General features: G+C 68.1%; 27 protein-coding genes and 1 tRNA gene. 16 read left to right on the top strand and 12 right to left on the bottom strand.

Annotated elements, in window-relative coordinates; translation table 11 throughout:
- Positions 1 to 13 precede the first annotated feature (13 nt).
- From CR157_RS18935 to gloB, 6 genes are all read right to left on the bottom strand, one after another.
- On the bottom strand, positions 14 to 1,618 hold the full coding sequence (locus CR157_RS18935; RefSeq protein WP_110285099.1) for an ABC transporter ATP-binding protein: 1,605 nt from the start codon (positions 1,616 to 1,618) through the stop codon (positions 14 to 16).
- Positions 1,611 to 2,696 (bottom strand): ABC transporter permease, encoded by a 1,086-nt coding sequence (locus CR157_RS18940; protein WP_110285100.1) that lies wholly within the window; start codon positions 2,694 to 2,696, stop codon positions 1,611 to 1,613. The genes CR157_RS18935 and CR157_RS18940 overlap by 8 nt, the downstream gene beginning before the upstream one ends.
- A gap of 4 nt (positions 2,697 to 2,700) precedes the next feature.
- Complete coding sequence (locus tag CR157_RS18945) at positions 2,701 to 3,774, bottom strand: microcin C ABC transporter permease YejB (protein ID WP_110285101.1); 1,074 nt, start codon at positions 3,772 to 3,774, stop codon at positions 2,701 to 2,703.
- A 27-nt stretch (positions 3,775 to 3,801) separates the two neighbouring features.
- Positions 3,802 to 5,643, bottom strand: a complete 1,842-nt coding sequence (locus CR157_RS18950; RefSeq protein WP_110285102.1) for an extracellular solute-binding protein — start codon at positions 5,641 to 5,643, stop codon at positions 3,802 to 3,804.
- A 119-nt stretch (positions 5,644 to 5,762) separates the two neighbouring features.
- Positions 5,763 to 6,944, bottom strand: a complete 1,182-nt coding sequence (locus CR157_RS18955; RefSeq protein ID WP_110285103.1) for a transglycosylase SLT domain-containing protein — start codon at positions 6,942 to 6,944, stop codon at positions 5,763 to 5,765.
- Positions 6,945 to 7,023: 79 nt separating this feature from the next.
- Entirely contained in the window at positions 7,024 to 7,791 is a 768-nt protein-coding gene (gene gloB, locus CR157_RS18960) for a hydroxyacylglutathione hydrolase (protein WP_110285104.1), read from the bottom strand.
- A 159-nt stretch (positions 7,792 to 7,950) separates the two neighbouring features.
- Between gloB and CR157_RS18965 the strand changes: the two genes are divergently transcribed.
- Genes CR157_RS18965 through nudC form a run of 4 tightly spaced genes read left to right on the top strand, consistent with a single transcriptional unit; the run spans position 7,951 to position 10,757 of the window.
- The gene (locus CR157_RS18965) at positions 7,951 to 8,724 is read left to right on the top strand and encodes a class I SAM-dependent methyltransferase (protein ID WP_110285105.1); all 774 of its coding nucleotides are present in this window, start codon (positions 7,951 to 7,953) and stop codon (positions 8,722 to 8,724) included.
- A complete protein-coding gene (rnhA, locus tag CR157_RS18970; protein WP_110285106.1) occupies positions 8,717 to 9,187 on the top strand; it encodes a ribonuclease HI in 471 nt (156 codons plus the stop codon). Before CR157_RS18965 ends, rnhA begins: the two co-directional genes overlap by 8 nt.
- A 44-nt stretch (positions 9,188 to 9,231) precedes the next feature.
- Positions 9,232 to 9,984: a DNA polymerase III subunit epsilon gene (dnaQ, locus tag CR157_RS18975; RefSeq protein WP_110285107.1), complete on the top strand. Its 753-nt coding sequence runs from the start codon at positions 9,232 to 9,234 to the stop codon at positions 9,982 to 9,984.
- Positions 9,984 to 10,757, top strand: a complete 774-nt coding sequence (gene nudC / locus CR157_RS18980) for an NAD(+) diphosphatase (protein ID WP_110285108.1) — start codon at positions 9,984 to 9,986, stop codon at positions 10,755 to 10,757. The genes dnaQ and nudC overlap by 1 nt, the downstream gene beginning before the upstream one ends.
- 27 nt (positions 10,758 to 10,784) lie before the next feature.
- Here the strand turns inward: nudC and CR157_RS18985 are convergent, their stop codons facing one another.
- Positions 10,785 to 11,096 (bottom strand): SCP2 sterol-binding domain-containing protein, encoded by a 312-nt coding sequence (locus CR157_RS18985; RefSeq protein WP_110285109.1) that lies wholly within the window; start codon positions 11,094 to 11,096, stop codon positions 10,785 to 10,787.
- A gap of 164 nt (positions 11,097 to 11,260) precedes the next feature.
- Here CR157_RS18985 and sohB point away from each other — a divergent pair, with 164 nt between their 5' ends.
- Positions 11,261 to 12,301 carry a protease SohB gene (gene sohB, locus CR157_RS18990; RefSeq protein ID WP_110285110.1) on the top strand — a complete coding sequence of 347 codons (1,041 nt, stop codon included), beginning with the start codon at positions 11,261 to 11,263 and terminating at the stop codon, positions 12,299 to 12,301.
- Positions 12,302 to 12,310: 9 nt separating this feature from the next.
- On the opposite strand, the gene CR157_RS18995 is transcribed toward sohB, so the two are convergent.
- Positions 12,311 to 12,640 (bottom strand): ArsR/SmtB family transcription factor, encoded by a 330-nt coding sequence (locus CR157_RS18995; protein ID WP_110285111.1) that lies wholly within the window; start codon positions 12,638 to 12,640, stop codon positions 12,311 to 12,313.
- 382 nt (positions 12,641 to 13,022) lie between these two features.
- Between CR157_RS18995 and CR157_RS19000 the strand changes: the two genes are divergently transcribed.
- Both CR157_RS19000 and CR157_RS19005 read left to right on the top strand, forming a co-directional pair.
- Positions 13,023 to 14,933, top strand: coding sequence for a propionyl-CoA synthetase (locus tag CR157_RS19000; RefSeq protein ID WP_110285112.1), 1,911 nt, complete (start codon positions 13,023 to 13,025; stop codon positions 14,931 to 14,933).
- Positions 14,934 to 15,078: 145 nt separating this feature from the next.
- A complete protein-coding gene (locus CR157_RS19005; RefSeq protein ID WP_110285175.1) occupies positions 15,079 to 15,855 on the top strand; it encodes an alpha/beta fold hydrolase in 777 nt (258 codons plus the stop codon).
- 7 nt (positions 15,856 to 15,862) lie between these two features.
- Here the strand turns inward: CR157_RS19005 and CR157_RS19010 are convergent, their stop codons facing one another.
- Positions 15,863 to 17,128, bottom strand: a complete 1,266-nt coding sequence (locus CR157_RS19010; RefSeq protein ID WP_110285113.1) for an ABC transporter substrate-binding protein — start codon at positions 17,126 to 17,128, stop codon at positions 15,863 to 15,865.
- 165 nt (positions 17,129 to 17,293) lie between these two features.
- Here CR157_RS19010 and CR157_RS19015 point away from each other — a divergent pair, with 165 nt between their 5' ends.
- On the top strand, positions 17,294 to 19,000 hold the full coding sequence (locus tag CR157_RS19015; RefSeq protein WP_110285114.1) for a potassium/proton antiporter: 1,707 nt from the start codon (positions 17,294 to 17,296) through the stop codon (positions 18,998 to 19,000).
- A 28-nt stretch (positions 19,001 to 19,028) separates the two neighbouring features.
- On the opposite strand, the gene CR157_RS19020 is transcribed toward CR157_RS19015, so the two are convergent.
- Entirely contained in the window at positions 19,029 to 19,583 is a 555-nt protein-coding gene (locus CR157_RS19020) for a YaeQ family protein (protein WP_110285115.1), read from the bottom strand.
- A 292-nt stretch (positions 19,584 to 19,875) separates the two neighbouring features.
- Here CR157_RS19020 and CR157_RS19025 point away from each other — a divergent pair, with 292 nt between their 5' ends.
- On the top strand, positions 19,876 to 20,526 hold the full coding sequence (locus tag CR157_RS19025; protein ID WP_110285116.1) for a metallophosphoesterase: 651 nt from the start codon (positions 19,876 to 19,878) through the stop codon (positions 20,524 to 20,526).
- Between the two features lie 63 nt (positions 20,527 to 20,589).
- Here CR157_RS19025 and CR157_RS19030 read toward each other — a convergent pair.
- Positions 20,590 to 20,679, bottom strand: a tRNA-Ser gene (locus tag CR157_RS19030).
- A gap of 120 nt (positions 20,680 to 20,799) precedes the next feature.
- On the opposite strand from CR157_RS19030, the gene CR157_RS19035 reads away from it, so the two are divergent.
- The 7 genes from CR157_RS19035 (at position 20,800) to CR157_RS19065 (ending at position 24,141) form a co-directional block, all read left to right on the top strand.
- A complete protein-coding gene (locus CR157_RS19035; RefSeq protein ID WP_110285117.1) occupies positions 20,800 to 21,264 on the top strand; it encodes an NUDIX hydrolase in 465 nt (154 codons plus the stop codon).
- 81 nt (positions 21,265 to 21,345) lie between these two features.
- Positions 21,346 to 22,014: a Bax inhibitor-1/YccA family protein gene (locus tag CR157_RS19040; protein ID WP_110285118.1), complete on the top strand. Its 669-nt coding sequence runs from the start codon at positions 21,346 to 21,348 to the stop codon at positions 22,012 to 22,014.
- Positions 22,015 to 22,081: 67 nt separating this feature from the next.
- Positions 22,082 to 22,474 (top strand): sulfurtransferase complex subunit TusD, encoded by a 393-nt coding sequence (gene tusD / locus CR157_RS19045; protein WP_110285119.1) that lies wholly within the window; start codon positions 22,082 to 22,084, stop codon positions 22,472 to 22,474.
- A 26-nt stretch (positions 22,475 to 22,500) separates the two neighbouring features.
- The gene (locus CR157_RS19050; protein WP_110285120.1) at positions 22,501 to 22,872 is read left to right on the top strand and encodes a DsrE family protein; all 372 of its coding nucleotides are present in this window, start codon (positions 22,501 to 22,503) and stop codon (positions 22,870 to 22,872) included.
- Between the two features lie 43 nt (positions 22,873 to 22,915).
- Positions 22,916 to 23,206, top strand: coding sequence for a sulfurtransferase complex subunit TusB (tusB, locus tag CR157_RS19055; protein ID WP_110285121.1), 291 nt, complete (start codon positions 22,916 to 22,918; stop codon positions 23,204 to 23,206).
- Complete coding sequence (locus tag CR157_RS19060; RefSeq protein ID WP_110285122.1) at positions 23,206 to 23,559, top strand: TusE/DsrC/DsvC family sulfur relay protein; 354 nt, start codon at positions 23,206 to 23,208, stop codon at positions 23,557 to 23,559. Before tusB ends, CR157_RS19060 begins: the two co-directional genes overlap by 1 nt.
- A 12-nt stretch (positions 23,560 to 23,571) precedes the next feature.
- Entirely contained in the window at positions 23,572 to 24,141 is a 570-nt protein-coding gene (locus CR157_RS19065) for an acyl carrier protein phosphodiesterase (protein ID WP_110285123.1), read from the top strand.
- A gap of 6 nt (positions 24,142 to 24,147) precedes the next feature.
- Here the strand turns inward: CR157_RS19065 and CR157_RS19070 are convergent, their stop codons facing one another.
- Positions 24,148 to 25,356, bottom strand: a complete 1,209-nt coding sequence (locus tag CR157_RS19070; protein ID WP_110285124.1) for a molybdopterin molybdotransferase MoeA — start codon at positions 25,354 to 25,356, stop codon at positions 24,148 to 24,150.
- Positions 25,357 to 25,383 lie beyond the last annotated feature (27 nt).

Consider the following 25,383-nt stretch of genomic DNA (forward strand, 5'->3'; position numbering starts at 1 on the left):
CGGGACCAGCTCCTCAGGTGGCGGGCGATGAGGCAACGAAAGCGGCGAGCCCGGCGGCCTCGACCAGCGCCCGGGTGTAGTCGGTCCTGGGCTGTCCGAGGACCTCCAGGCAATCTCCCTGCTCCACGACCTCGCCCTCCTTGAGCACCATCACGCGATGCGCCATCGCCCGGATCACGGCCAGGTCATGGCTGATGAACAGGTAACTCAGGCCGCGCCGCTGCTGGAGGTCGCGCAGCAGCTCGACGAGTTGCTTCTGTACGGTGCGATCCAGCGCCGAGGTGGGCTCGTCGAGCACCACCACCTCGGGCTCGAGGATGATGGCGCGGGCGACCGCGATGCGCTGGCGCTGGCCACCGGAGAATTCGTGGGGATAGCGCGAGGCGCAGTCCAGCGGTAGCCCGACCTCCTTCAGTGAGACCTGGACACGGCGTGTCACCTCGGCCTCGTCGAGCTCCGGGTAGTGGAAGCGCAGTCCCTCGCTGATGATCTCGGAGACCGGCAGGCGTGGCGACAACGAGCCGTAGGGGTCCTGGAAGACCACCTGGAGACGCCGGCGCTGTTGTCGCAGGTCGTTGCCGGTGAGCCGGTCGAGACGGGCCTCGCCGAAGCGGATCTCGCCCTCGCTCGTGGCCAGCCGCAGCAGGGCGAGGGCGAGGGTGGTCTTGCCGGAGCCGGATTCGCCGACGATGCCCAGGGTCTCGCCGCGGGCCAGGGTGAGCGACAGGGGCTGCACGGCGACGAAGGGCGCCGGTCGGCAAGCGAAGAGCCGCCTGGGCCGCTGGAAGGCGACGCTCAGGCGACTGGCCTCGAGCAGTGGCTGGCGCGTGGCCAGCGCGACCGGGCGCCCCCGCGGCTCGGCATCGAGCAGGAGGCGGGTGTAATCGCTGCCCGGCGTGCGGAACACCTCCTCGACCGGCCCGGTCTCCTGCTCCCGTCCCTCGTAGAGCACGCAGACCCGGTCGGCATGGCGCCGTACCAGGTTGAGGTCGTGGGTGATGAACAGCATGCCCATGCCGTGACGGTCGCGCAGTTCGGCGAGCAGGGCGAGGATCTCCTGCTGCACGGTGACGTCGAGCGCCGTGGTGGGCTCATCGGCGATCAGCAGCTCCGGGTCGTTGGCGATGGCCATGGCGATCATCACCCGCTGGCGCTGGCCGCCGGAGAGCTGGTGGGGCCAGGCGTCGAGCAGCTCGTCGGGGCGCGGCAGCTTGACCTGGGTAAGCAGTTCCCTGGCCCGGGCGCGGGCGGCCCTGCCGGTCAATCCCTGGTGCAGCCGCAGTGTCTCGCCGATCTGCTTGGCCACGGTGTGCAGGGGGTTGAGCGAGGTCATCGGCTCCTGGAAGACGAAGCCGACCCGGGCGCCCCGCAGCGACTGCCAGTCGCGTCGCTTGAGGCGCGTCAGGTCGGTCGTCCCCAGCCAGCGGCCGCCCTCGACCCGGGCGTTGGCCGGCAGCAGGTTCATCGCCCCGAGGGCGCTGACCGACTTGCCGGAGCCGGACTCGCCCACCAGGGCCAGGGTCTCGCCGCGGCGTACCTCCAGCGAGAGGCGATCGACCACCATGGCGTCGTCGAAGGCGATGCTCAGTTCGTCGAGGCGCAGCAGGGTGTCAGGCATGGGGCGGAGTCCTTGGCGTCGGGGCGCTGGGGGCGGCGTACTGGATATGGCGCGGATCGAAGGCGTCGCGCAGTCCCTCGCCGATGAATACCAGCAGCGAGAGCATCAGCGACAGGCTGACGAAGGCGGTGATGCCGAGCCAGGGGGCATGGAGGTTGTTCTTGCCCTGGGCGACCAGTTCGCCCAGCGACGGCGACCCCGGCGGCAGGCCGAAGCCGAGGAAGTCGAGTGCCGTGAGGGTGGTGATCGCCCCGGTGAAGAGAAAGGGGATGAAGGTGAGGGTGGCGACCATGGCGTTGGGCAAGACGTGGCGCCACATGATCAGCCGCGGGGTCAGCCCCATGGCCTTGGCGGCGCGCACGTACTCCAGGTTGCGTGCGCGCAGGAACTCGGCGCGCACCACATCGACCAGCCCCAGCCAGGAGAACAGCAGCATGATCCCCAGCAACCACCAGAAGCCGGGCTGCACGAAACTCGCCAGGATGATCAGCAGGAAGAGCACCGGCAGCCCCGACCAGATCTCGGTGAGGCGCTGGCCGATCAGGTCGGTCTTGCCGCCGAAGTAGCCCTGAACGCCGCCGATGGCCACGCCCATCACCAGGGAGCCGGCGGTGAGCACCAGGGCGAAGGCCACCGACAGTCGGAAGCCGTAGATGACGCGGGCCAGAACGTCGCGGCCCTGGTCGTCGGTACCCAGCCAGTGGCGGCCGTCGGGGGGCGCCGGAGAGGGCTGCATCATCTGCATGTCCAGGGTCTGGTAGGAGAACGGGATCGGCGGCCACAGGGCCCAGCCGTGTTCGTCGATCCGCGCCTGGATGAAGGGGTCGTGGTAGTCGGTGCGGGTGGGCAGGAAACCGCCGAACTCGGTTTCCGGGTAGTCGACCAGCAAGGGCGTATACCACTGGCCGTCGATCTTCATGACGAGCGGCTTGTCGTTGGCGATCAGCTCGGCGGCGAGGCTCAGGCCGAACAGCGCCAGGAAGATCCACAGCGACACCCAGGCGCGCCGGTTGTGGCGGAACACCGACAGCCGCCGCCGGGCGATGGGGGAGAGCTTGGAGGAAAACGCGAAGGTCATCGTCTCAGGACTCCCGGGTCTCGAAATCGATACGAGGATCCACCCACACATAGGTGAGGTCGGAGATCAGCTTCAGGAGCAGGCCGATCAGGGTGTAGAGGAACAGCGTGCCGAAGATCACCGGGTAGTCGCGTTGCATCACCGCCTCGAAGCCGAGCAGCCCCAGCCCTTCCAGCGAGAAGATGACCTCGATCAGCAGCGACCCGGTGAAGAAGATGGTCACCAGCGCCCCGGGCAGGCCGGCGATGATGATCAGCATGGCGTTGCGGAACACGTGGCCGTAGAGGGTCTGGCGGTCGCTCGCGCCCTTGGCGCGGGCGGTGAGCACGTACTGCTTGTGGATCTCGTCGAGGAAGCTGTTCTTGGTCAGCATGGTCAGGGTGGCGAAGCTGCCGATGGTCATGGCCACCACCGGCAGGGTGATGTGCCAGAAGTAGTCCTTGACCTTGCCCCAGGCCGAGAGCTCGGCGAAGTCCGGCGAGGTCAGTCCGCGCAGCGGGAAGAGGTCCCAGTAGCTGCCGCCGGCGAACAGCACGATGAGCAGGATCGCGAACAGGAAGCCGGGGATCGCGTAGCCGACGATCACCAGCCCCGAGGTCCAGACATCGAAGCGCGAGCCGTGGCGCAGCGCCTTGCGGATGCCCAGCGGAATCGAGATCAGGTAGACCAGCAGGGTGGTCCAGAGGCCCAGCGAGATCGACACGGGGAGCCGTTCGATCATCAGCTCGACCACGGGGCGGTCGCGGAAGAAGCTGTTGCCGAAATCGAAGGTGACGTAGTCGCGGATCATGCCGGCGAAACGCAGGTGGGCCGGCTGGTCGAAGCCGAACTGCTGCTCGAGCTGCTCGATGAAGCGCGGGTCGATGCCGCGGGAACCCCGGGATTCGTCGCGCACCACGACATCGCCGCCACCGGCATCCAGCCGCGTGCTGACCATGCTGTCGATGCCTTCGAAGCGGGCCAGCATCTGGTCGATGGGGCCGCCGGGGGCGGCCTGCACGATGATGAAGTTGAGCAGCATGATCCCCAGCAGGGTGGGAATCATCAACAGCAGACGGCGCAGGATATAGCGGGTCACGGGGCGTCCTTGTCGGCAAGGGTGGTGTCAGCGACCGCGTAGCCGACGGTTGAGTTCGGCCTCGCGCTCGGCATCGACCCACCAGGCGGCGAGGTCCATGCCGTACTCGGGAAAGGGTTCGGGCCAGGCGAACTTGTCCCATACCGCGATGCGGGTCTCCCCGGAATGATACTGGGGAATCAGGTAGAAGCCCCACAGCAGCACGCGATCCAGGGCGCGGGTGATGGTATTGAGCTCCTCGCGGCTGTCGGCGCGAATCAGTCGTTCGACCAGGTCGTCGACCACCGGGTTGGCGAGCCCCATGAGGTTGCGGCTCTGGGGACTCTCGGCGAAGTCGCTGGTCCAGAACTCGCGTTGCTCGTTGCCGGGGTTGTTGGATTGCGGGAACTGACCGATGACCATGTCGAAGTCGAAGCTGCGCAGACGGTTGAGGTACTGGTTGATGTCGACGATGCGGATGCTGCCCTGCACGCCGAGGCGCGCCATGTTGCGCAGCATCGGCTGGACCACCCGCTCCATGCCGGTATCGAACAGCAGGACCTCGAGGGAGAGCGGACGGCCGGTGTCGGTGTGCACCAGCACGCCATCCTCGACCTCGTAGCCGGCCTCGCGCAGCAGCTCCAGCGCCAGGCGCAGTCGCTCACGCAGGTCCTGCGGGTGGTCGATGGGTACCTCGGCCTCGAAGACCCGCTCGGGCAGCGCCTCGCGGTGGGGCTCGAGCAGTTCGAGCTCCGCCTCGCTGGGCAGCCCCCGGGCGGCCATCTCGGAGTTCTGGAAGAAGCTCTCGGTACGCCGGTAGGTGTCGTAGAAGAGGTTGGCGTTCAGCCAGGGAAAGTCGAAGGTCAGGGAGAGCGCCTCGCGGACCCGCGGATCCTGGAACTTGTCGCGGCGCAGGTTGAAGACGAAGGCCTGCATGGGGGCGGGTTGGCCGTCGGGTACGGTGATGCGCTCGACCAGGCCGTCGTGGTAGGCGGGGAAGTCGTAGCCGATGGCCCAGGTGGCGGCCCGGGCATCGGTGCGGTAATCCATCACGCCGGCCTTGAAGGCTTCCCAGGCGATGTCGCGGTCGCGGTAGTAGTCGTAGACCAGCCGGTCGATGTTGTGGCGGCCACGATTGACTGCCAGGTCCCGCCCCCAGTAGTCCTCGACCCGCTGGTAGACGATGCGTCTCCCGGGTTCCACCTCGGCGATGCGGTAGGGGCCGGAGCCAGGGTGGCGGTCCAGCGTCGGGGCGGTGAAGTCGCGCTCCTGCCAATAGTGGCGTGGCAGGACGGGCAGCTGACCGACGATCAGCGGCAGTTCGCGGGAGTGATTGTTGGCGAACTCGAAGCGAACGGTATGGGCGTCGAGCGCCACGACGCTCTCGACAGCGGCATAGTAGGCGCCGTAGAAGGGATTGCCCTGTTCGGTCAGCAGCTCGAAGCTGAACGCCACGTCGTCGGCGGTCACCGGTTCGCCATCGTGGAAGCGGGCCTCGGGGCGCAGGTCGAACTCGATCCAGTGACGCTCCGGGTCGAGGCGGATGCCCTCGGCGAGCAGGCCATAGGCGCTGAAGGGCTCGTCGGGATTGCCCTCGAGCAGGGTGTCGTAGATCTGGGACAGGCCGATGGCCGGCGTGCCGCGGATGATGAAGGGATTGGTGGAGTCGAAACTGCTGCCGACGGCGGCACGGGTCATGGTGCCGCCCTTGGGCGCATCGGGTTCGACGTAGGGAAAGTGCTCGAAGCCCGGGGCGAGGGCCGGCTCGTCGTAGAGCGCCAGGCCGTGGACGGTGGGGACTTCCTCGGCGTCGGCAGCCAGCGCCGCCGAACTTATCAGCCAGCCGCTGGCCAGGGCGCTGAGCAGGAGACAGCGTACGACGGTCGACATCGATGACATCCTTGGTCGGGTCCACTCCCCGGATGGCCGGGGCAGGTTCATCAATAAGGTGTCAGGCTACCGTTATCTTGTAAACCTCCGTGATCAGCGAAGATTCCCCCCTGGCCGGCTCAGCGGGCGGCCAGGCTGCGCTGTGGCATCTCGAGCACCTGGCCGGCGTGAATGACGTCACCGTTCAGGCCGTTGTGCTGACGGATCTCGCCGACGCTGAGTCCATGACGCGAGGCGATGACCGAGAGATTGTCGCCGCTGCGCACCACGTAGCGGTCGTCGCCGACGGGCTGGCCGCTCGGGTCGGGGGCCGCGGCAGGGCGCTCCAGCCGGGCGATCATTGCCTCCTCGCGATCGGCAGGGACCAGCAGCACCCGCGCATGGCGGGGATTGGCGCTGCCGTTGATCAGTCCCGGGTTGAGCTCGGCCAATTCGTCGCGGCTCACGCCGGCGAGGCGAGCGGCTTCGGTCAGGTCCATCGAGCGGGTCAGCGGAATTTTGGCGAAGGCCGGGGCGTCCTCGATGTCGGGAAGGGCGACCTGGTACTCGTCAGGATCGTTGATGATCGCAGCGATGGCCTTGAGCTTGGGCAGGTAGTTCATGGTCTCGCGGGGCAGCCGCAGGCTCCAGTAGTCACCGCGCTCGCCACGGGAGAGGGCGGCGTTGCGGGCCCGGTTCACGGTGCCGGCGCCGGCGTTGTAGGCGGCCAGCGAGAGCTCGATGTCGCCGTCGTACCACTGCTCGGCCTGGAGTTCGATGTAGTCCAGTGCCGCCTTGGTCGAGCTGACCACGTCGAGTCGGCCGTCATAGGTGCCGTTGCGGCGCAGGCCCAGGGCGTCGGCGGTGCCGGGCATGAACTGCCAGAGACCGGCCGCGCCGCGATGGCTGCGTGCCAGGGGGTCGAAGGAGCTCTCGACGAAGGGAATCAGGGCGATCTCGCCGGGCAGGCCGCGGGACTCGATCTGCTCGGTGATCCAGGCCAGCCAGGGGCGGGCGCGCTCGGTGATCTCGATGATGTTCCGGGGGTTGGCACGGTAGTGGTCGATCCAGTGCCGGACCCGCTCGTTGTAGCGCTCGTCCTGCCACTGGAAGCTGTCGCGCAGACGGCTCCAGGCATCCCGCGGCTCGAGGGCCAGGGCCTCCCAGAAAGGCGCGCCGGCGACGAAGCCGCCGTTTCCCCCGCCACTGGCAGCCGGGAGGGCCGAGGCCTGAGAGGCGGTGCCGGCCGCTATCAGCGAGCCGAGCAGGGCAAGGGTGCTGGTCAAACCGAGAAGTCGTCGGCGCGTGGTGTGGTAGGTCATCTATCCGTGGCCTCCTGGTCGCAGGAGGGCCCGGCGGTTGGCCGGGCCCTCGGCAGGCGTCCGTAGCGTGTCGTGTCGTTCAGAAGTGGTCTTTCCAGGCACGCAGGGTGGCGAAGGTCGCCTCGCTGGTGTCGGTGTCGCCATGGGCCGAGGCGGCTCGGCGAACGCTGTCGGCATCACAGCGCAGGAAAGGATTGATGCGTTTCTCCCGGCCCAGGGAGCTGGGCAGGGTCGGGCGGTCGAGCTCCCTGGCCCGGCGGCACTCCTCCACGGCCTGCTCCACGTCCGGGTTCTCCGGATCGGCGGCCCGGGCGAAGTTCAGGTTGGCCAGGGTGTACTCGTGGGCGGCGAACACCAGGGTGTCGTCGGGCAGGGTGGCGAGGCGTGCCAGCGACGCATGCATCTGGTCGGGCGTGCCCTCGAACAGCCGACCGCAGCCGGCGCTGAAGAGGGTGTCGCCGCAGAACAGCAGTGGCGGAATCCCCGCGGTGAAGTAGGCGATATGATCCAGGGTATGGCCGGGCACGGCATGCACCTCGAGTAGCCGCCCCATGACCCGGATCTCGTCGCCGTCGCCCACGGTCTCGTCGATGCCGGCAAGGCTCGGGTTGTCCGGGCCGATCACCCGGGGGGAATAGCGCTCGATCAGCTCGGGCAGACCTCCGGTATGATCATGGTGGTGATGGGTGATCAGCACCGTGGAGAGAGTCCGCCCCTCGCGCTCGAGCAGGTCGATGACGGGCGCCGCATCACCCGGGTCGACCACGCAGACTTCCGGGGTCGAATCCTGGCGCAACAGCCAGATATAGTTGTCGCTAAAGGCGGGGATCGGTGTCACGCTCAGCATGGGCATGGAGTCCTGATCTGGACATGACTCACCGCTGCCGACCAGGTCTGCCGCCCGCCGGGCGACGCACAAGAACCTCGCCGGCTCTCGTCATGGTCAGACGCTGCCGTGAATCGGAACGGGTTGCAAAGCCACGCATCTTGGAGGGAAGCGCACACCATGTCAACTTCGTCACCCGCTACCGACCTGGCCCGGCTGGTACGGGATGGCCGCCGCTATTGGGTGAGCCCGGCCGGGCAGGCCGTCTGGCAGGCCGAGCGCGCCTGCCTGGGGCCGGTGTGCGAGCGGCTGTTCGGCGCGCATAGTCTGGAGCTGGGCATGGCCAGTGCCCTGGCCGACATGTGTCCGGTGCGACACGCCATGCGCTGGGCACCGACCCGGGAGCTGGCCGAGCAGGCGGCGACCCTCGTCTGTCCGCCCGATGCCCTGCCGCTGCGCGACGACAGCCTCAGCCTGGTGGTGATCCACCATCTGCTGGAGGTGCTGCCCGACCCCCATCACATGCTGCAGGAGGCGGCCCGGGTCACCGCCGATGACGGCCGATTGATCATCTTTGGCTGGGCACCGCTCGGCCCGGCCGGTCTATCCCGGGTCTGGCCGGGGCAGCGGCGCCGGTTGCCCTGGCGAGGTCACTGGCGCACGCCGGGGCGACTCAAGGACTGGCTGACATTTGTCGACTTCGAGATCGAGCGGGTAGACTACTGTGGCTTTCATCTGCCCGGCAGCCTGCCGAGCAACGCCATGCTGGAGACCCTCGGGCGGCGTCACAACCTGCCATTGGGCGACAGTTACATGATTCACGCACGCCGCAAGCCGCACCTGGCCCAGGCCCAAGGCTCCCGCCTGACCTTCGCCCGGCCGCTGGGCGGTTCGGCACTGGGCGGCGCCACGCGGCTCGAGCAGCAAAAGGAAAGGATGACCGAGGGTGACTGAAACACGCCAGACCGAGGCACTTCCACGGGTTACCATCTATACCGACGGTGCCTGCCGCGGCAACCCGGGTCCCGGTGGCTGGGGCGCACTGCTGGTGAGCGGGAGCCACGAGAAGGTGCTCAACGGCTTCGAGGCCACCACCACCAACAATCGCATGGAGCTGATGGCGGCGATCATGGCCCTGCGCGAGCTCAAGCGTCCCTGCGAGGTGGCGCTGTGGACCGACTCCGAGTACCTGCGCCGCGGCATCACCGAGTGGATCCACGGCTGGATCAAGCGCGGCTGGAAGACCGCCAGCCGCACGCCGGTAAAGAATGCCGAGCTGTGGCGTGAGCTCCATGAGGAGACCCACCGCCACCGGATCGAGTGGCACTGGGTCAAGGGCCACAGCGGCCACCCGGGCAACGAGCGCGCCGATGCCCTGGCCAACGAGGCCATCGACCGGCACCGGGCGCGCGCCTGAACCACCTTTCACACCCTTGCAAGCCGAGCTGACGAGACCCCACCATGCGCCAGATCATCCTGGATACCGAGACCACCGGCATCGACCCGCGTGACGGTCACCGGCTGGTCGAGATAGGGGCGGTCGAGATGGTCAACCGCCGCCTCACCGGCAACAGCTATCACCAGTACATCAACCCCGAGCGGGAGATCGAGGCCGAGGCCGTGGCGGTGCACGGCATCACCAACGAGCGGGTCGCCGACGAGCCGATCTTCGCCGCGATCGCCGACGATTTCTGGGCCTTCATCAAGGGGGCGGAACTGGTGATCCACAACGCCCCCTTCGACGTGGGCTTCATGGATCACGAGTTCGAGATGCTCAACCGCCGGCGCGGCGAGCCGCGGCTGGGTCCGGTCGCCGAGCATTGCCGGATCCTCGACACCCTGCAGATGGCCCGGGACAAGCACCCCGGCCAGCGCAATAACCTCGATGCGCTGTGCAAGCGCTACGAGATCGACAACGGTCACCGGGTGCTCCACGGCGCCCTGCTCGATGCCGAGATCCTCGCGGATGTCTATCTGGCGATGACCGGTGGCCAGACGGCGCTTTCGCTCGATGCCTCCGCCAGCGGTGAGGGAACGACGAATGGCAGCACGGGCCTGGTCATCCGGCGCCTCGCCCTGGAGCCGGGTCGGCTGCGGGTGCTGCGTCCGAGCGAACCCGAGCTGGCGGCTCATCAGGCCAAGCTGGCGCGTATCCGCGAGGCCGCCGGCGAGTGCCGCTGGGACCGGCTCGCCGAGGGTGAGGACGCGAGCTGATGCTGCGTCGCGACCTCCCTGCCGGCGTCGGCAGCGGCCATGTCATCCGTCTCGCCGAGGGGCGCATCGCCCCGGCACCGGACGGGGGCATCCTGCAGCCACCGTGCCCCTGGACCCCCGAGATGCAGCCGCTCTGCTACTGGCACGACGCCCCGGTCGCGCTCAGCCTCGAGGACAGGGCGGACCCGGCATGGCCCGACGGGCGTGACTGGCTCGGCCGACTGCCGGAATCCTGGTTCGCCCTGCTCTCCACGGCCCTGCAGGTGGGGGCCTGGTTGCGCGATCACCGCTTCTGCGGTCGCTGCGGAGCTCCTGCCGCCCGGCTGGACGCCGAGTTCGCCATGCACTGCGAACGCTGTGGCCACCGCAACTACCCGCGCATCTCGCCTTGCATCATCACCCTGGTCACCCACGGCGAATCGCTGCTACTGGCCCGCAGCCCGCGGTTTGCACCCGGGCGATACTCGACCCTGGCCGGCTTCATCGAGCCGGGGGAGTCCGCCGAGGAGGCGGTGCGGCGCGAGATCTTCGAGGAGGTGGGGCTGACGGTGGGGCGGGTGCGCTACTTCAAGAGCCAGGCCTGGCCCTTTCCCCACGCGCTGATGCTGGGCTATTTTGCCGAGGCGGCGAGCCGTCGCATCCGCATCGACGGGGTCGAGATCTCCGATGCGGCCTGGTTCAGCCCGCGGCGTCTCCCGCAGTTGCCGCCGCTCTACTCGATCTCGCGGGCGCTGATCGAGACGCACCTCAATGAGGTACGGGTGGCGCCATGACGATGGGCCGCCCGTGCGGCGGGGTGCTCAGTCGGCGGGAAAGAGGCTGCCCAGCCGGGTCGCCAGCATGACGTTCCCTGTGGCCTTCAGCTTGCCGGTCATGAAGGCGGTCATGCCGTTGATTTCGCCGTTCATGACCCCCTTGAGGGTATCGGTGCTCATGCTCAGGGTCACGGAAGGGGCGTCGTGCTCGCCCTCCTCGACGGCGAGGCTGCCATCCTTCACCACCAGGTAGTGGCTGCCGGCATCGCTGAAGTGGAACTGGAAGACCTCGTCCATGCCGCTGGCGGCCTGGGGGTCGAAACGAGTCTGCAGCTTGTCGAGGGTGGAAGGGGTCATGTCGGGTCCTTGGTCGGTAGGGCCGTGGATCGGGGGAAGGGCGCGGGCGCCGTCGTCGAGATGCCCGAGGATATTTAAAACGATCGTTTCAATCAAGTATTGCTCCCGTTCCCGCTTCATGCTTGGCTGGGAGACGACGAGAACCGCGACGCGAGGAGAGCCCGGTGAACGAGTGGTTGACGGATTTCGGCATGTTCCTGGCCCAGGTGCTGAGCCTGGTGGTGATTGGCGGCCTGGTGGTGGCCGTGGCCGTGAAGGCCCGTGGCGAAGTGGGTGAACGCACCCGGCTGCGCATCGAGGAACTCAACGCGAACCGCGAATACCGACGCCGCCGCCTGGCCATGGCCGCCAGCGAGCCCGGCGAACGCAAGCGCCTGCTCAAGGGCTTTCGCCGGGATGACAAGTTCCGCAGCCGGCGTGGTCGCAAGGGGCGAGGGGAGCCGCGGCAGACGGTGTGGGTACTCGATTTTCATGGTGACATCCGGGCCAGTGCGACCGGGCGCCTCGGCGAGGAAGTCTCGGCGCTGCTCGATACCGCCGGGGAGGGTGACGAGGTGGTGATACGCCTGGAGTCGGCCGGGGGGTTGGTGCATGCCTATGGCCTGGCCGCCGCCGAGCTCGACCGCCTGCGCGCGGCGAAGTTGCGGACCACCGTCTGCGTCGACAAGGTGGCCGCCAGCGGCGGATACCTGATGGCCTGCGCCGCCGATCAGCTGCGGGCGGCACCCTTCGCGGTGCTCGGCTCCATCGGTGTGGTCGCCCAGTTGCCCAATGTCCACCGCCTGCTCAAGCGTCACGACATCGACGTGGAACTGCTCACCGCCGGACGCTACAAGCGCACCCTGACGGTCTTCGGCGAGAATACCGAGGAGGGGCGCGCGAAGTTTCGCGAGGACCTGGAGACCATTCATTCCCTGTTCAAGCGCCATGTGGCCGAGCGCCGCCGGCATCTCGATATCGAGGCGGTGGCCACCGGCGAGGTGTGGTATGGCAGTGAGGCGCTCGAGCAGGGGCTGGTCGACGCCTTGGGCACCAGCGAGGCCTATCTGGCCGAGCGGATGAAGGATGCCCGGGTGATCAGCCTGAAACTGGAGCCGAAGCGCAAGCTGAGCGAGCGCCTCGGCCTGGCGGTCTCTCGCGGCGTGGAGCGGGCGGTCGAGCGCGGCCTCGAGGTGCTGGAAGCCGGTCGCTGGCAGAAGCGCTGACGGGCCCCCTCATGGCGTCGTGTCGAAGCCCAGCCGCCCGAGTGCCTCGATCACGGTGCGGGCACTCTCGCCGTGCAGCGAGTAGTAGATGGTCTGGGAGGCGCGTCGGGTGCTGACCAGGCCCTCGCGGCGCAGGATCGCCAGGTGCTGAGAGAGGGCCGACTGGCTCAGGCTGAGCCGTTGGTTGAGCTCCGTCACCGACAATTCATTGCCGTCGAGCAGGCACAGGATCCGCAAGCGATTGTCATTGGCCATGGCCTTGAGCAGTGTGGTTGCCTGGTCGATGACCGGATCTCCTCCATCGAGCAGGCGAGAGGCGACGCTGTTAGAGGTGCTCATGGTGATCCCCCCTGCGTTGACAGGCCCTGTGGCCCCGGCTCTATGCCCTGCAACCCGGCCGTCGCCGGCAGTTGAGGCGTTGCTGACGTTTGCCCGGCCCTCCCTGACTGACTCCGCCCTGGTCTTTCCCGGCAACCAGGCATTTCCTATTTTAATCATTGCTCAAGCATAGCTCACAGCAAGCCGGAGCAGGGCCCCGTTTTCACGATGGTTCAATGGCCAACGCCGACAGTTTGTGCTTTCCCCTGACTCGTTGTCGACAATAAAGGGCGAAGATCTTCATCTTTTGTCGCAGATTAGCCGATGGTATGAGGGCGTCAGCGAAAAACTCCTCTAGAGTGTCAACAATTCCCGCCGTCATCCGATTGCAGACAGGACGCACATGAGCACCTATCATCGCGAATTCCACCGCTCCATCGAGCAGCCCGAAGCCTTCTGGGCCGAACAGGCTCGCCGGCTTCCCTGGTTCACGCCGCCCACGACCATCCTCGAGTACGACGAGGCAGGACATGCCCGCTGGTTCGTCGATGGCGAGATCAATATTTGCCACGCGGCCCTGGACCACCATGTGGAGCAGGGCCGTGGTGACCAGCCGGCGATCTTCTGGGATTCGCCGGTCACCGCCGGCAAGCGGGTGATCACCTATGCCGAGATGCGCGACCAGGTGGCCCGCTTCGCCGGAGCGCTCAAGGGGCTCGGTGTGGAGAAGGGCGACCGGGTGGTGATCTACATGCCCATGGTGCCCGAGGCCCTGGTGGCGATGTATGCCTGTGCCCGTCTCGGTGCGGTGCATTCGGTGGTGTTCGGCGGCTTCGCCCCCCACGAGCTGGCGGTGCGCATCGAGGATGCCGAGCCCCGGGTGGTGGTGGCCGCCTCCTGCGGCGTCGAGGTCGACCGGGTCATTCCCTACAAGCCGATCATCGACACCGCCATCGAGCAGAGCGCCCACAAGCCGGAGGCCTGCGTGGTACTGCAGCGCGAAGAGCTGACTGCCGAGCTGACCGGGCGTGATCATGACTGGGAGGCACTGGTGGCCGCCGCCACGCCGGCCGACTGTGTGCCGGTGAAGGGAGGTGACCCGCTCTACGTGCTCTACACCTCGGGCACCACCGGCAAACCCAAGGGGGTGGTGCGCGACACCGCGGGCTACGCGGTGGCGCTGCACTACTCCATGGAGACCATCTACGACATGGCCCCGGGGGAGGTGTTCTTCTCGGCCTCCGACGTGGGCTGGGTGGTCGGGCACTCCTACATCGTCTATGCCCCGTTGCTGCGCGGCTGTACCACCGTGGTCTACGAGGGCAAGCCGGTGAAGACCCCGGATGCCGGCGCCTTCTGGCGCTTGATCAGCGAGTATCGGGTGAAGAGCTTCTTCACCGCGCCGACCGCCTTCCGCGCCATCAAGAAGGAGGACCCGGACGGCAAGCGGCTAGCGCAGCACGATATCTCCTGCCTCGAGGCGCTGTTCCTCGCCGGTGAGCGGCTCGACCCGCCGACCTTCCACTGGCTCGACGACCTGCTCGACGTGCCGGTGATCGACCACTGGTGGCAGACCGAGACCGGCTGGCCCATCGCCGCCAATCTGCACGGCCTCGAACCCATGCCCACCAAGGCCGGTTCGGCCACGGTGCCGGTACCCGGCTTCGACGTGCAGATCCTCGACCGCGAGGGCGAGCAGGCCGCGGCCTTGGAGCAGGGCAGCGTGGTGATCAAGCAACCCTTGCCTCCGGGCTGCCTGGTGGGGGTATGGCGCGACCCGCAGCGCTTCCACAGCGCCTACATGGCGGCCTTCCCGGGCTACTACCTCACCGGTGATGGCGGCTACTTCGACGAGGACGGCTATCTCTTCATCATGGGGCGCACCGATGACGTCATCAATATTGCCGGCCATCGCCTCTCCACCGGCGAGATGGAGGAGGTGGTCGGCGCGCACCCGGCGGTCGCCGAGTGCGCGGTGATCGGCATCCATGATGCCCTCAAGGGGCAGATCCCGGTGGGGCTGGTGATCCCCAAGGATGGTTTCGACGGTGACGAGGTGGCCCTGGAGGAAGCGCTGATCGCCCTGGTACGCGAGAAGATCGGCCCCATCGCCTGCTTCAAGCAGGTGCTGGTGGTCGACCGGCTGCCCAAGACCCGCTCCGGCAAGATCCTGCGCAAGCTGCTGCGCAACATCGCCGATGGGAAGGAGTACGGCGTGCCCTCGACCATCGATGACCCGGCAAGCCTGCAGGACGTCCACGAGGCGATGAAGGAGCGCTCGGTGGGGGCGGCCCACGAGGCCCGCCAGGTCTGACGGTCGGAACGGATGAGCGACCCGCGCCGCCCCTGGAGGGCGGCGCGGTCGTCTGGGGCCGACGCGGACATGGCCAGGCGCGCCACGAGGCCGTATAATGCGCGCCCTGCTCGCCCCAGAAGCCACCGCAGCCGAGGAGATTGCCATGCCCATCGCACTCAATCATGTGGATACCGGAGGAGCGGGCATTCCGCTGGTGGTCGTCCATGGCCTGTTCGGCAGCGCCGACAACTGGCGCTCCCACGTGAAGGCATGGCAGGAGGGGCGCCGGGTGATCACGGTGGACCTGCGCAACCACGGCCGTTCTCCCCATGCGGTGGGCATGGGCTATGACGCGATGGCCGCCGATCTGATCGCACTGCTGGACCGCCTCGGCATCGCGCGGGCCCACCTGCTGGGTCACTCCATGGGCGGCAAGGTAGCGATCAGCCTGGCACGACTCGCCCCGGAACGGGTGGCCTCGCTGATCGTTGCCGACATCGCGCCACGCGCCTATGGCCATGACCACGACGCCGTCTTCGCCGCGCTGCGCCGGGTCTCCGAGGGCCGGCCCGCCAATCGCCGCGAGGCCGATGAGCTGCTCGCCGAGCATGTCGAGGAGCGCGGCGTGCGACTCTTCCTGGCCACCAATCTCGAACGGGCCGAGGAGGGCGGCCTGCAGCTGCGTCTGGGGCTCGACGAGATCCAGGAGGACTACGAGGCGATCATGGGAGCACCGGCCGGTGAAGGGGCCTACACCGGACCGACCCTGGTGCTGCGGGGAGCGAACTCGCCCTACGTCACCGATGCGATGCTGCCCGAGCTTCGCGAGGTGTTGCCCGAGGCCCGTGTGGTGACCCTGGACGCCGGGCATTGGCTGCATGCCGAGCAGCCCGAGGCGTTTCGCCAGGCGGTGGACGACTTCCTGGCCGTACCGGCCTGATCCGGCCTCAGAAGGTACCCGGGTCGAGGACCAGGCGCTCCACCGGGGTCAGGTGCTCGACCAGGCCGGCCTCGTGCAGGAACTTCTCGAAGCGCGCATAGCGGCCATGGTCGACGGCCGCAGGGCTTGCGCTGAGGTGCAGCAGGATGTCCGGCCAGGCCGCCAGGTTGGCCGGTGTCTCCAGTCCCGGCTCGGTGGCCAGCAACCGGGCCCAGGCCTCGGCGGGGTGCTCCAGGATCCAGGCGGTGGCTTCCTCCAGCGCTTCCACCAGGTGACGGATGGCCTCGCGCTGTCCGTTGAGCCGATCGCGGTTGGCGAGCAGGATCAGGCCATCGTGCAACGGCACGCCGTGCTCCTCCACACGCATCAGGCGGGTGGCGACTCCCTCGTCGCCGAGCTGACGGGGCAGTAGATGGCGCATGGCGCCGATCACGCCATCCACCCGGTCCTCGCTCATCGCACGGGCCAGGCCGAAATTGACGTCACGCATCTCCACCTCGGCTCGCTTGACGCCATGGGGACGCAGCAGCATAGCGAGCAGGATTTCCCGGCTGTCCTCGTCGGCATGGCCGATGCGCCGTCCCGCCAGGTCGGCAGGCGAGTCGATGCCCAGGCCGTCACGGACGACCAGCGCGGCCAGTGAGCCGTCGACCAGGGTCGCGACCCGGATCAGCGGCAGGCCCTGATCGACCTTCAGGTGCAGCAGTGGCTGGCGGGTCAGGGCGAGATCCACCCGTGAGGCGGCGAGCAGCCTGGTCGGTACGTTGGGGTCGGCCGGTGTCGACAGTCTTACCTCGAGGCCACGCCGCGCGAACATGCCCTTGTCGCGTGCGACGATCAGGGCGGCATGCTGGGGGCTCGGGTACCAGTCGAGCATCACGTCCAGCTCCGTGACCGGCGGCGGCGCGATGGGCTCGGCCGGAGCCTGGGCGGTGCTGGGTACCGGAGGACCGGGATCCTCGTCGAGCCGTCCGGGCGGTGTCGCCATGGGCGCTTCTCCCGCCCCGCGACGCCGCACTTCAGGCGGCGGCGCGGCAGGTCCGGTCGTCGTCATGCCCTCGCTACTGCCACCGACCGTCTCCGCCGACGGCGCCGGCGGGGCATCGCCCAGCACGGGCACCATCACCTCGGTGCCCAGGGGCGGATGGCCCAGGGGGGGAGCCGGCAATGGCTCGCCGCCGCCCCCGGCGGACGGCGAGGACAGCAGGGCCAGCGCCACGAGGCATGGCAGGACGAATCCCCAGCTCGGCAGGCGGCGAGCGCGAGTGGTCATTGAGGGGGCTCCAACGGCTGGACACGACAGGTGCGCCCGTGGCGCGGCGCCAGTTTAGCCCCTGGCGCTTTGCCGTGGCCAGTTCGAGGCGCGACGGCTCGTCATCGCGACGGGCAACGGGGGGGCGTGCGATAATCGCGCTTCCAGTTATCAGGGCAGGACGCCATGGATGTCATCAATTCCCTCTTTCTGCTCAGCGGTTTCCTGATTGCCTTGAGCGTGCTCGCCAGCCGGCTCTCCACCCTGGTGGGGCTGCCGCTGCTGTTGATCTTCCTGGGGCTCGGCATGCTGGCCGGAGAAGAGGGGCTGCTCGGCATCCAGTTCGACGACTATTCGCTCGCCTTCCTGATCGGCCACCTGGCACTGGCCATGATCCTCCTCGACGGCGGGCTGCGCACCCGGCTGAAGACCTTCCGGGTCGGCTTCCGGCCGGCGCTCTCGCTGGCCACCTTCGGGGTGTTCATCACCAGCGCCGTGGTCGGGGCGATCGCGATGTGGATCTTCGACCTGACCCTGGTGCAGGGGCTGCTGGTGGGGGCCATCGTCGGCTCGACCGACGCCGCCGCCGTGTTCTCGATGCTCAGTGGGCGCGGCATCAACCTCAACGAGCGCGTCGGTGCCACCCTGGAGATCGAGTCCGGCACCAACGATCCCATGGCCATCTTCCTGACCATCATGCTGGTCGAACTGCTGGTCGGGGAGATCGGTGACATGATGAGCACCAGCCTGTTCCTGGTGCAGCAGTTCGGCTTCGGGTTGGTCATCGGGCTGGGGGGCGGCTGGTTGATCGCCAAGCTGCTGCGCTGGGTCGACCTGGCCCCCGGCCTCTACTCGCTGCTGGCCCTGGCCCTGGGGTTCTGCGTCTTCGGCCTGACCAGTGTGCTGGGCGGCAGCGGCTTCCTGGCGATCTACCTCGCCGGCCTGATGATCGGCAACCAGCCCGGGCGGCACCTCAATTTCATCCTGCCGGTGCACGACGGCCTGGCCTGGCTCAGCCAGATCGGCCTGTTCCTGGTGCTGGGCCTGCTGGTCACTCCCAGCGAGATGCTCGAGTATGCCCTTCCGGCCTTGCTGGTGGCCCTGGCACTGATCTTCGTGGCGCGCCCGCTGGCGGTACTGATCACCATCAAGCCGTTCTTCAAGTTCCGCTGGCGTGAGGTGGGATTCATCGCCTGGGTGGGGCTGCGCGGGGCGGTGCCCATCGTGCTGGCGATCTTCCCGGTGATCGGGGGCGTGGAGAATGCCTCGCTCTATTTCAACGTCGCCTTCGCGGTGGTGCTGATGTCGCTGCTGATCCAGGGGGGGACGCTGTCCTGGATGGCCCGCTGGATGAAGGTCGAGGTGCCTCGCAGCGTGACGCCGAACCTGCGCGGCCCGCTCGGCGTGCTGCCGGAGAACGACTACGAAATGTTCGTCTACGAGGTCGAGAATTCCGACCTCGAGGACGTGCCGATCCGCCTGCTGCGCTTCCCTTCCGGGGCCCTGATCTCGGCGCTGTTCCGCGAGCATGCCATGCTGCACCCCAAGGGCAGCACCCGGCTGCAGCTCGGCGACGTGATCTGCGTGATCGGCCGCACCGATGACCTGCCGGCCCTCAACCGGCTGTTCAATGGCGAGGCCAAGCTCAAGCGGGAGCGTGCCTTCTTCGGCACCTTTACCTTCGACGGCGACGCCCGGATGCAGGATATCGCCGATGTCTACGGCCTGACCCTGAGCCCGGGCGAGAAGGAGATGACCCTGGACCAGTTCATCTCGCTGCGGGTCGGTGGTCACCCGGTGGTGGGCGACGACGTCGACTGGCACGGCATCCACTGGGTGGTCAGCGAAGTCGAGGGCGACAGGATCACCCGGGTGGGGCTGCGCCTCTACTGAGCCGGCGCCAGCAGGCTGCGGGTCGCCTTCAACGAGGTGTCCGCGGGTGCTTGCGTACGGCGAGCTCGATCTCCACCGACGCTTCCGGGCTGGTCAGCCAGACGGCGTCATCCTGCACCGTGCAGCTCAGCGTCATGCTCTTCGTCGCCAGCGATGCGAGGGCCTGCACCGATGCCGGGGCAATGTCGACGACCGCGAGGTTGTCGAGGGTGGCACACTTGCCGGCGATCTGCTCCCACCAGATCGTGGCGCCGTGGCCGCTGTAGGTGTAGAGGATCACGCGGCCGGCCCGGCCACAGGCGCGGCGAATGGCCTTCTCGTCGGGCTGCCCCAACTGGATCCAGAGGTCGATGTCGCCGGTCAGGTTCTTCTGCCACAGGTCGGGTTCGTCATCGGTGCTCACTCCCCGGCCGAAGGCCAGGGAGTCATCGGCGTGGAGCGCAAATGCCAGCAGTCGCACCATCATGCGCTCATCGGTTTCCGAGGGATGGCGAGCTACGGTCAGCGTGTGGTCTGCATAGTAATGCCGGTCCATGTCGGCGATCTGGAACTGGACCCTGTGAATCATTGCCTTCAATGCCATCTGTCTACGTCACCCGACCGTCTGGAAAATAGTGCCTGCCATGATGACATAGTCGGCGGTATCGAGGGGTGATGGATGGGGGCTCGGCCGCCGATGGTCGGTGTACAATGTCGCAAGGGGCCTGTCGGATTTGACCGATCGTCGCGAGAGACACGGATTTCGAGACAAGTTTATCGATCTGATGAGGCGAATAGCGGGCTATTTAACGAATCAGATCGAATGAAATTGGCCGAAAGCCCGGGTATCGCAGTAGGTCAGCGTTACGTCTGACAGGCTCCGAGGAGGTCGTGTCATGCTGATGATGCACGAAGCGAACACCCGGGGCCGCGATTTCTTCGTGGGTGACATTCACGGTCAGTACCGGTTGCTGGGGGAGGCGCTGCGGCGTGTCGCCTTCAGCAGGGCGGATGACCGCCTGTTCTCCGTCGGCGACCTCGTCGACCGCGGTGCCGATTCGCTCGATTGCCTGCTGCTCGTCTTCCAGCCGTGGTTTCACGCCGTGCGCGGCAATCATGAGGAGCTGGCCCGGAATGCGCTGCAGGAAGGCGAGGGCAGCAACGCCTGGGCGCTGTGGATGATCAATGGCGGTGGCTGGGTCGTCGAGAGCGGCGCGAGCGAGGCGCGGAGGGTCCTGGAGGCGGCGCTGCGCCACCTGCCCCATGCGCGGGAGGTCACGATCGGCGGGGAGCGCGTCGGCATGGTTCACGCCGAGCCACCGGCCGACTGGTCGCGTATCGAGGAGGCCGACCCGGAAGCGCTGGTCTGGGGGCGCTCCCGCATCCAGCGGGGCGACGAGACGCCGGTGGCGGGCATCGACGCCGTCGTCGTCGGCCACACCATCGTGGAGCGGCCGCTGACCCTGGGCAACGTCCATTACATCGACACCGGAGCCTTCTGCACCGGACGCCTGACGCTGGTCGATGCCCGCGAGCTGCTGACGTGAAAGGGGGCAGGGTGTGGGTACCATGAAAAAAGCGCCCGTAGGCGCTTGATTCATGAAGCATAATGGCGGAGGGACTGGGATTCGAACCCAGGGAAGGCTCTCACCTTCGCCGGTTTTCAAGACCGGTGCATTCAACCGCTCTGCCATCCCTCCGGCTCACGGGTGGGCATATTACCAGTTTTCGAGGTCGGGTCAAGAGCCCCTTGGGATCAAGGCGTTAGCGGGTCCGATCGATATGGGCCAGAATGAGGTGAACGAGCCCCGGGAGGCAGCATGAACCGCGACCCTTCAGCACCCATCCGCCCCGTTGCCGCCGTCTCGGCGGCGCTGGTGCGCGAGGGGCGACTCCTGATGGTCCGCCGGCGCAATCCGCCCAATGCCGGTCGCCTGGCACTGCCCGGTGGCAAGGTCGAAGCCGGCGAGAGCCTGCAGGAGGCGGTCGTTCGCGAGTTGCGCGAGGAGACCGGGGTGCAGGCCACGCCACGCGAGGTGCTCACGGCCATCGATGTCCTCGACCATGACCGGGAGGGGCGGCTACGGGCTCATTACGTCGTCGTGGTGATCCGCATGGCGTGGCGGGGCGGGAACGAGGCGGCGGCCGACGACGCCAGCGAGCTATACTGGGTGGACCGGGCGGCGCTGGAGGCCGCCGGCGACGAGGTCTGCCGCACGGTCGCCGAGGTGGCGCGGCGGGTTCTCGTCGGCGCAAGGGAGGAATCACCGTTGAGGCATGGATAGACAAGGGCTTGCGCCGGGAACGTCGAGTGGGCATGCTAGGTCGCGTGCCCAGATCAACAACACTCAGGGAGTTCTGGATCGATGGCTTACCAAGACACTCAGCTGACGCAGCAGCAGACACAGGCGATCAGCACCAGCAAGGTGCTGCGCAACACCTACGGCCTGTTGGCCATGACACTGCTGTTCTCCGCTGTGACTGCCGGTGCCGCCATGGCCATGGGCATCGAGCGGATGAACATCCTGGTGTTCCTCATCGGCGCCTACGGCCTGATGTTCCTGGTACACAAGACCGCCAACTCGGCGATGGGGCTGCTCTCCACCTTCGCCTTCACCGGCTTCATGGGCTTCACCCTGGGGCCGATCCTCAGCGCCTATCTGGCCCTGCCCAACGGCGCGGCGCTGATCATGAACGCCCTGGCGATGACCGGCCTGACCTTCATCGGCCTCTCCGCCGTGGCGCTGGTGACCAAGAAGGACTTCAGCTTCCTGGGCAACTTCCTGCTGGCCGGTGCCATCGTGCTGATCCTGGCCATGGTGGCGGGGCTGGTATTCCAGATCCCGACCCTGATGCTGATGGTCTCCGCCGGCTTCGTGCTGTTCGCTTCGGCGGCGATTCTCTACCAGACCAGCGAGATCGTGCACCGGGCGGGCGAGACCAACTACATCCTCGCCACCATCACGCTCTATGTGTCGATCTACAACCTGTTCGTCAGCCTGCTGTCCCTGCTCGGCATCATGAGCAGCGACTGATACCCGCTCGGCTGGATCCTGCTGGCCCCGCCTCCCGGTGGGGCCAGACCGTTTCCGGAGACCCTCCATGCGCTATGCCATCCTGCTGCTGGGCGCCCCGTACAGCTGCCAGGCCTCCCACTCCGCGCTGCGTTTCGCCCGCGCCCTGGTGGACAGGGGGCACCGCCTCGAGACGGTGTTCTTCTACCATGACGGCGTGCACAACGCGGCCCGGCTGGCCGCCCCTCCCCAGGACGAGCCCCATCTGGTCGATGCCTGGGTGGCGCTGAGCACCGAGCACGGCACCGCGCTGCAGGTCTGCATCGCCGCCGCCCTGCGCCGCGGGCTGCTCGACGCGCGCGAGGCGGCGCGTCATGGCAAGCAGGGCCACAGCGTCGAGGCCCCCTTCGAGCTGACCGGGCTGGGCCAGCTGGTCGACCTCGGGCTGAGCTGTGACCGCCTGGTCACCTTCGGCCCCTGAGCCCCTACCGAGTCGAGGAAGTGACCATGAGCGCGCCATTCCCGTCCGACCTGCTGGTGATCCTGCGTCACGGTTCCCACGGCACGAACTGGCTGCGCGAGGGGCTCGATGCGGCCCTGGTCGCGGCCGCCTTCGGCCGCGGGGTCTCGCTGCTGTTCATGGGCGAGGGCGTGACCGCCTTGCTCCGGGACCAGCAGGTCGGCCCCCTCGGCCAGAAGGGCACCAGCGCGACCCTGGAGATGCTGGCGATGTATGATATCGAGACGCTGCTGGTGGAAGAGGCCGCCCTCGAGCGCTTTGGCCTCACCGCGGCGGACCTGATGCTCCCCGTGCGCCTGCTGTCCGCCGAGGCCATCGCCGCCCAGCCGGGAGCCCACCGCCTGGTGCTGACCTTCTGACCGCGCTCCCGGCGATGCCATCCGCTGTACCGAGGATCCCCGCATGCTGCTGCACATTCTGAATCGCTCCCCGGCCACCAGCCGGGTCTACCAGCAGGCGCTGGTGTCCATGGCCCCGGAGGATCGACTGCTGCTGATCGAGGACGGGGTCCAGGGGGCACTGCCCCAACTGGTGCGCTACTTCGACGGCTTGCAGGGGCGGCTGTTCGCGCTGCGCGAGGACCTGGTGGCACGCGGTCTCGAGGGGCGCTGTGAGGCGTCGGTGCAGGTGGTCGACGTGGATGGCTTCGTGGCCCTGACCGAGGAAGCCGAACGCACGGTGAGCTGGTACTGATGGCAACGACGGCTATCGCACGCGTGGTGGAGGTGGAGGGTGAGCGGATCGGCCTCGATCCCGAGGGGTACCTGGTCGACCTCGCCGATTGGTCGCCGGCGGTGGCGTTCGCCCTGGCGGAGGAGGAGGGGCTGTCACTGACCGACGAGCACTGGGAAGTGATCGAGGTGCTGCGAAGCTTCTACGACCGCTTCGAGATGGCGCCGGCCATGCGGCCCCTGGTCAAGGCGGTGGGGCAGGCGCTGGGCCCCGAGAAGGGGCGCTCGATCCACCTGATGCGGCTCTTTCCCGGCAGCCCGGCCAAGGTGGCGGCCCGCCTGGCGGGCCTGCCCAAGCCGACCCACTGCCTGTGAACGGCTCCTGAGATGAATTTCCTGGCCCATGCCTGGCTGGCCCGTGGCGGCAGCGACGACTTCCTGTTCGGTAACCTGATCGCCGACGGCGTCAAGGGACCGGACCTCTCCGGCTGGCCCGACGGGATCGCCGCCGGCATTCGCCATCACCGCCGGGTGGACGCCTTCGTCGATTCCCACCCGGTCGTCCAGGGAGTGCGGGAACGGGTACCGAGGGCCCAGCGGCGCTATGCCGCCATCGCCCTCGACCTGGTCTGGGATCACTTCATCGCCCGCGACCTCGGGCTCGACGTGACGGAATCGGCGCTGGTCACGCGCAGCTATCGCCTGCTGGCGAGCCGCCCGGCGCCGGCCCGGCTGGCCACCCTGATGCCGGTGCTGGTGGAGCAGGACTGGCTGCATGGCTATGCCGACTTCGCCTTCACCTGCCGCGCCATCCGCGGCATCGGCCAGCGGCTTTCCGGTCCCAACCGCCTCGCCGACCTGGTGCCCTGGCTCGAGGCGGATTACGCCAACCTGGCGTCCGACTTCGCCCGGCTGTGGCCCGCGGTCATCGACGCACTCGAGGTTCCCGATCCCTGACCCGGCTCAATCGCCCCTGAGCCACAGGCAGTCGATGCGATCTCCCGGCTCGATCCGCGACTCGGCGGGCACCACCGCCAGGGCATCGGCACCGACGCAGGACGACAGCACCGCCGAGTTCTGGTCACGAAACGCCTTCGCCACGATCCCTTCCTCGCCGAATTCGAGTGCCACGCGCATATAGTGACGACGCGGGCCGGTGGTGGTCGCGAAGTCGGCCCGGGCGGCGAGGCGGGGCAGGGCCTCCAGGGCCGGGCACGCCAGCAGGGCACCGATCAGCGGGCGCAGGAAGAGCCAGGCGCCGACGAACCCCGACACCGGGTTGCCGGGCAGGCCGACGAAGTGGGCCTCGCGGCCGGCCGGCCTGGGCAGCCGGCCCAGCGCCAGGGGCTTGCCCGGGCGAATGGCCAGGCGCCAGAGGTCGAGCCGGCCCAGGGCCTGCAGCGCCGCCTTGACATGATCCTCCTCGCCGACGCTGACCCCGCCGGTGGTGACCACCACCTCGGCCCGCTGGGCCGCCTCCTGGAGCATCTGCAGGGTGGCTTCCCGGCTGTCGGGCACCGAGGCGGCCCACGTCACCTCGGCGCCGAAGCGCTCGAGCAGGCGCCTGAGCATCGGCCGGTTGGAGTTGTAGAGCTGGCCCGGTGCCAGCGGCTGGCCGGGGTCGACGATCTCGTCACCGGTGGAGAGCAGGGCCACCCGGGGGCGACGGCGCACCGCCACCGCGGTGATGCCCTGGCCGGCGAGATGGCCGAGTGCGGCGGCCTCGAGCCGCTCACCGGCGGGTAGCAGTGGGGTGCCGGCCCGGACGTCGCGCCCGCGGCGGCGGACATTGTCGCCGGCGGGCAGCCCCTCGGGCATGCGGGCCCGGTCGCCATCCACCTCGACGCGCTCCTGCATCACCACGCAGTCGGCCCCGGGGGGGAGCTCGCCGCCGGTGAAGATGCGCGCACAGCTGCCCGGTGCCAGTGGTGCGGTCGGTGTGCCAGCGGCGATGCGCTGGCTGATCGGCAGCCAGGCCCCGGCATCCTCGTGGCGCAGGGCATAGCCGTCCATGGCGCTGTTGTCGAAGCCGGGAACGTCGAGGCGGGCGGTGACCGTCTCGGCCAGCACCCGGCCCGCGGCCGACTCCACGGCCAGGGTCTCGGCCGCCGTGGGCACGACCCCGTCGAGCAGGGCCGCCAGCGCCGCCTCGACGGGCTTCAGCTCAGCCATGCTGGCCTCGCTCGGGCAGCACCCCAC

The organism is Halomonas sp. LBP4 (assembly GCF_003202205.1).
GTDB lineage: Bacteria > Pseudomonadota > Gammaproteobacteria > Pseudomonadales > Halomonadaceae > Halomonas > Halomonas flagellata.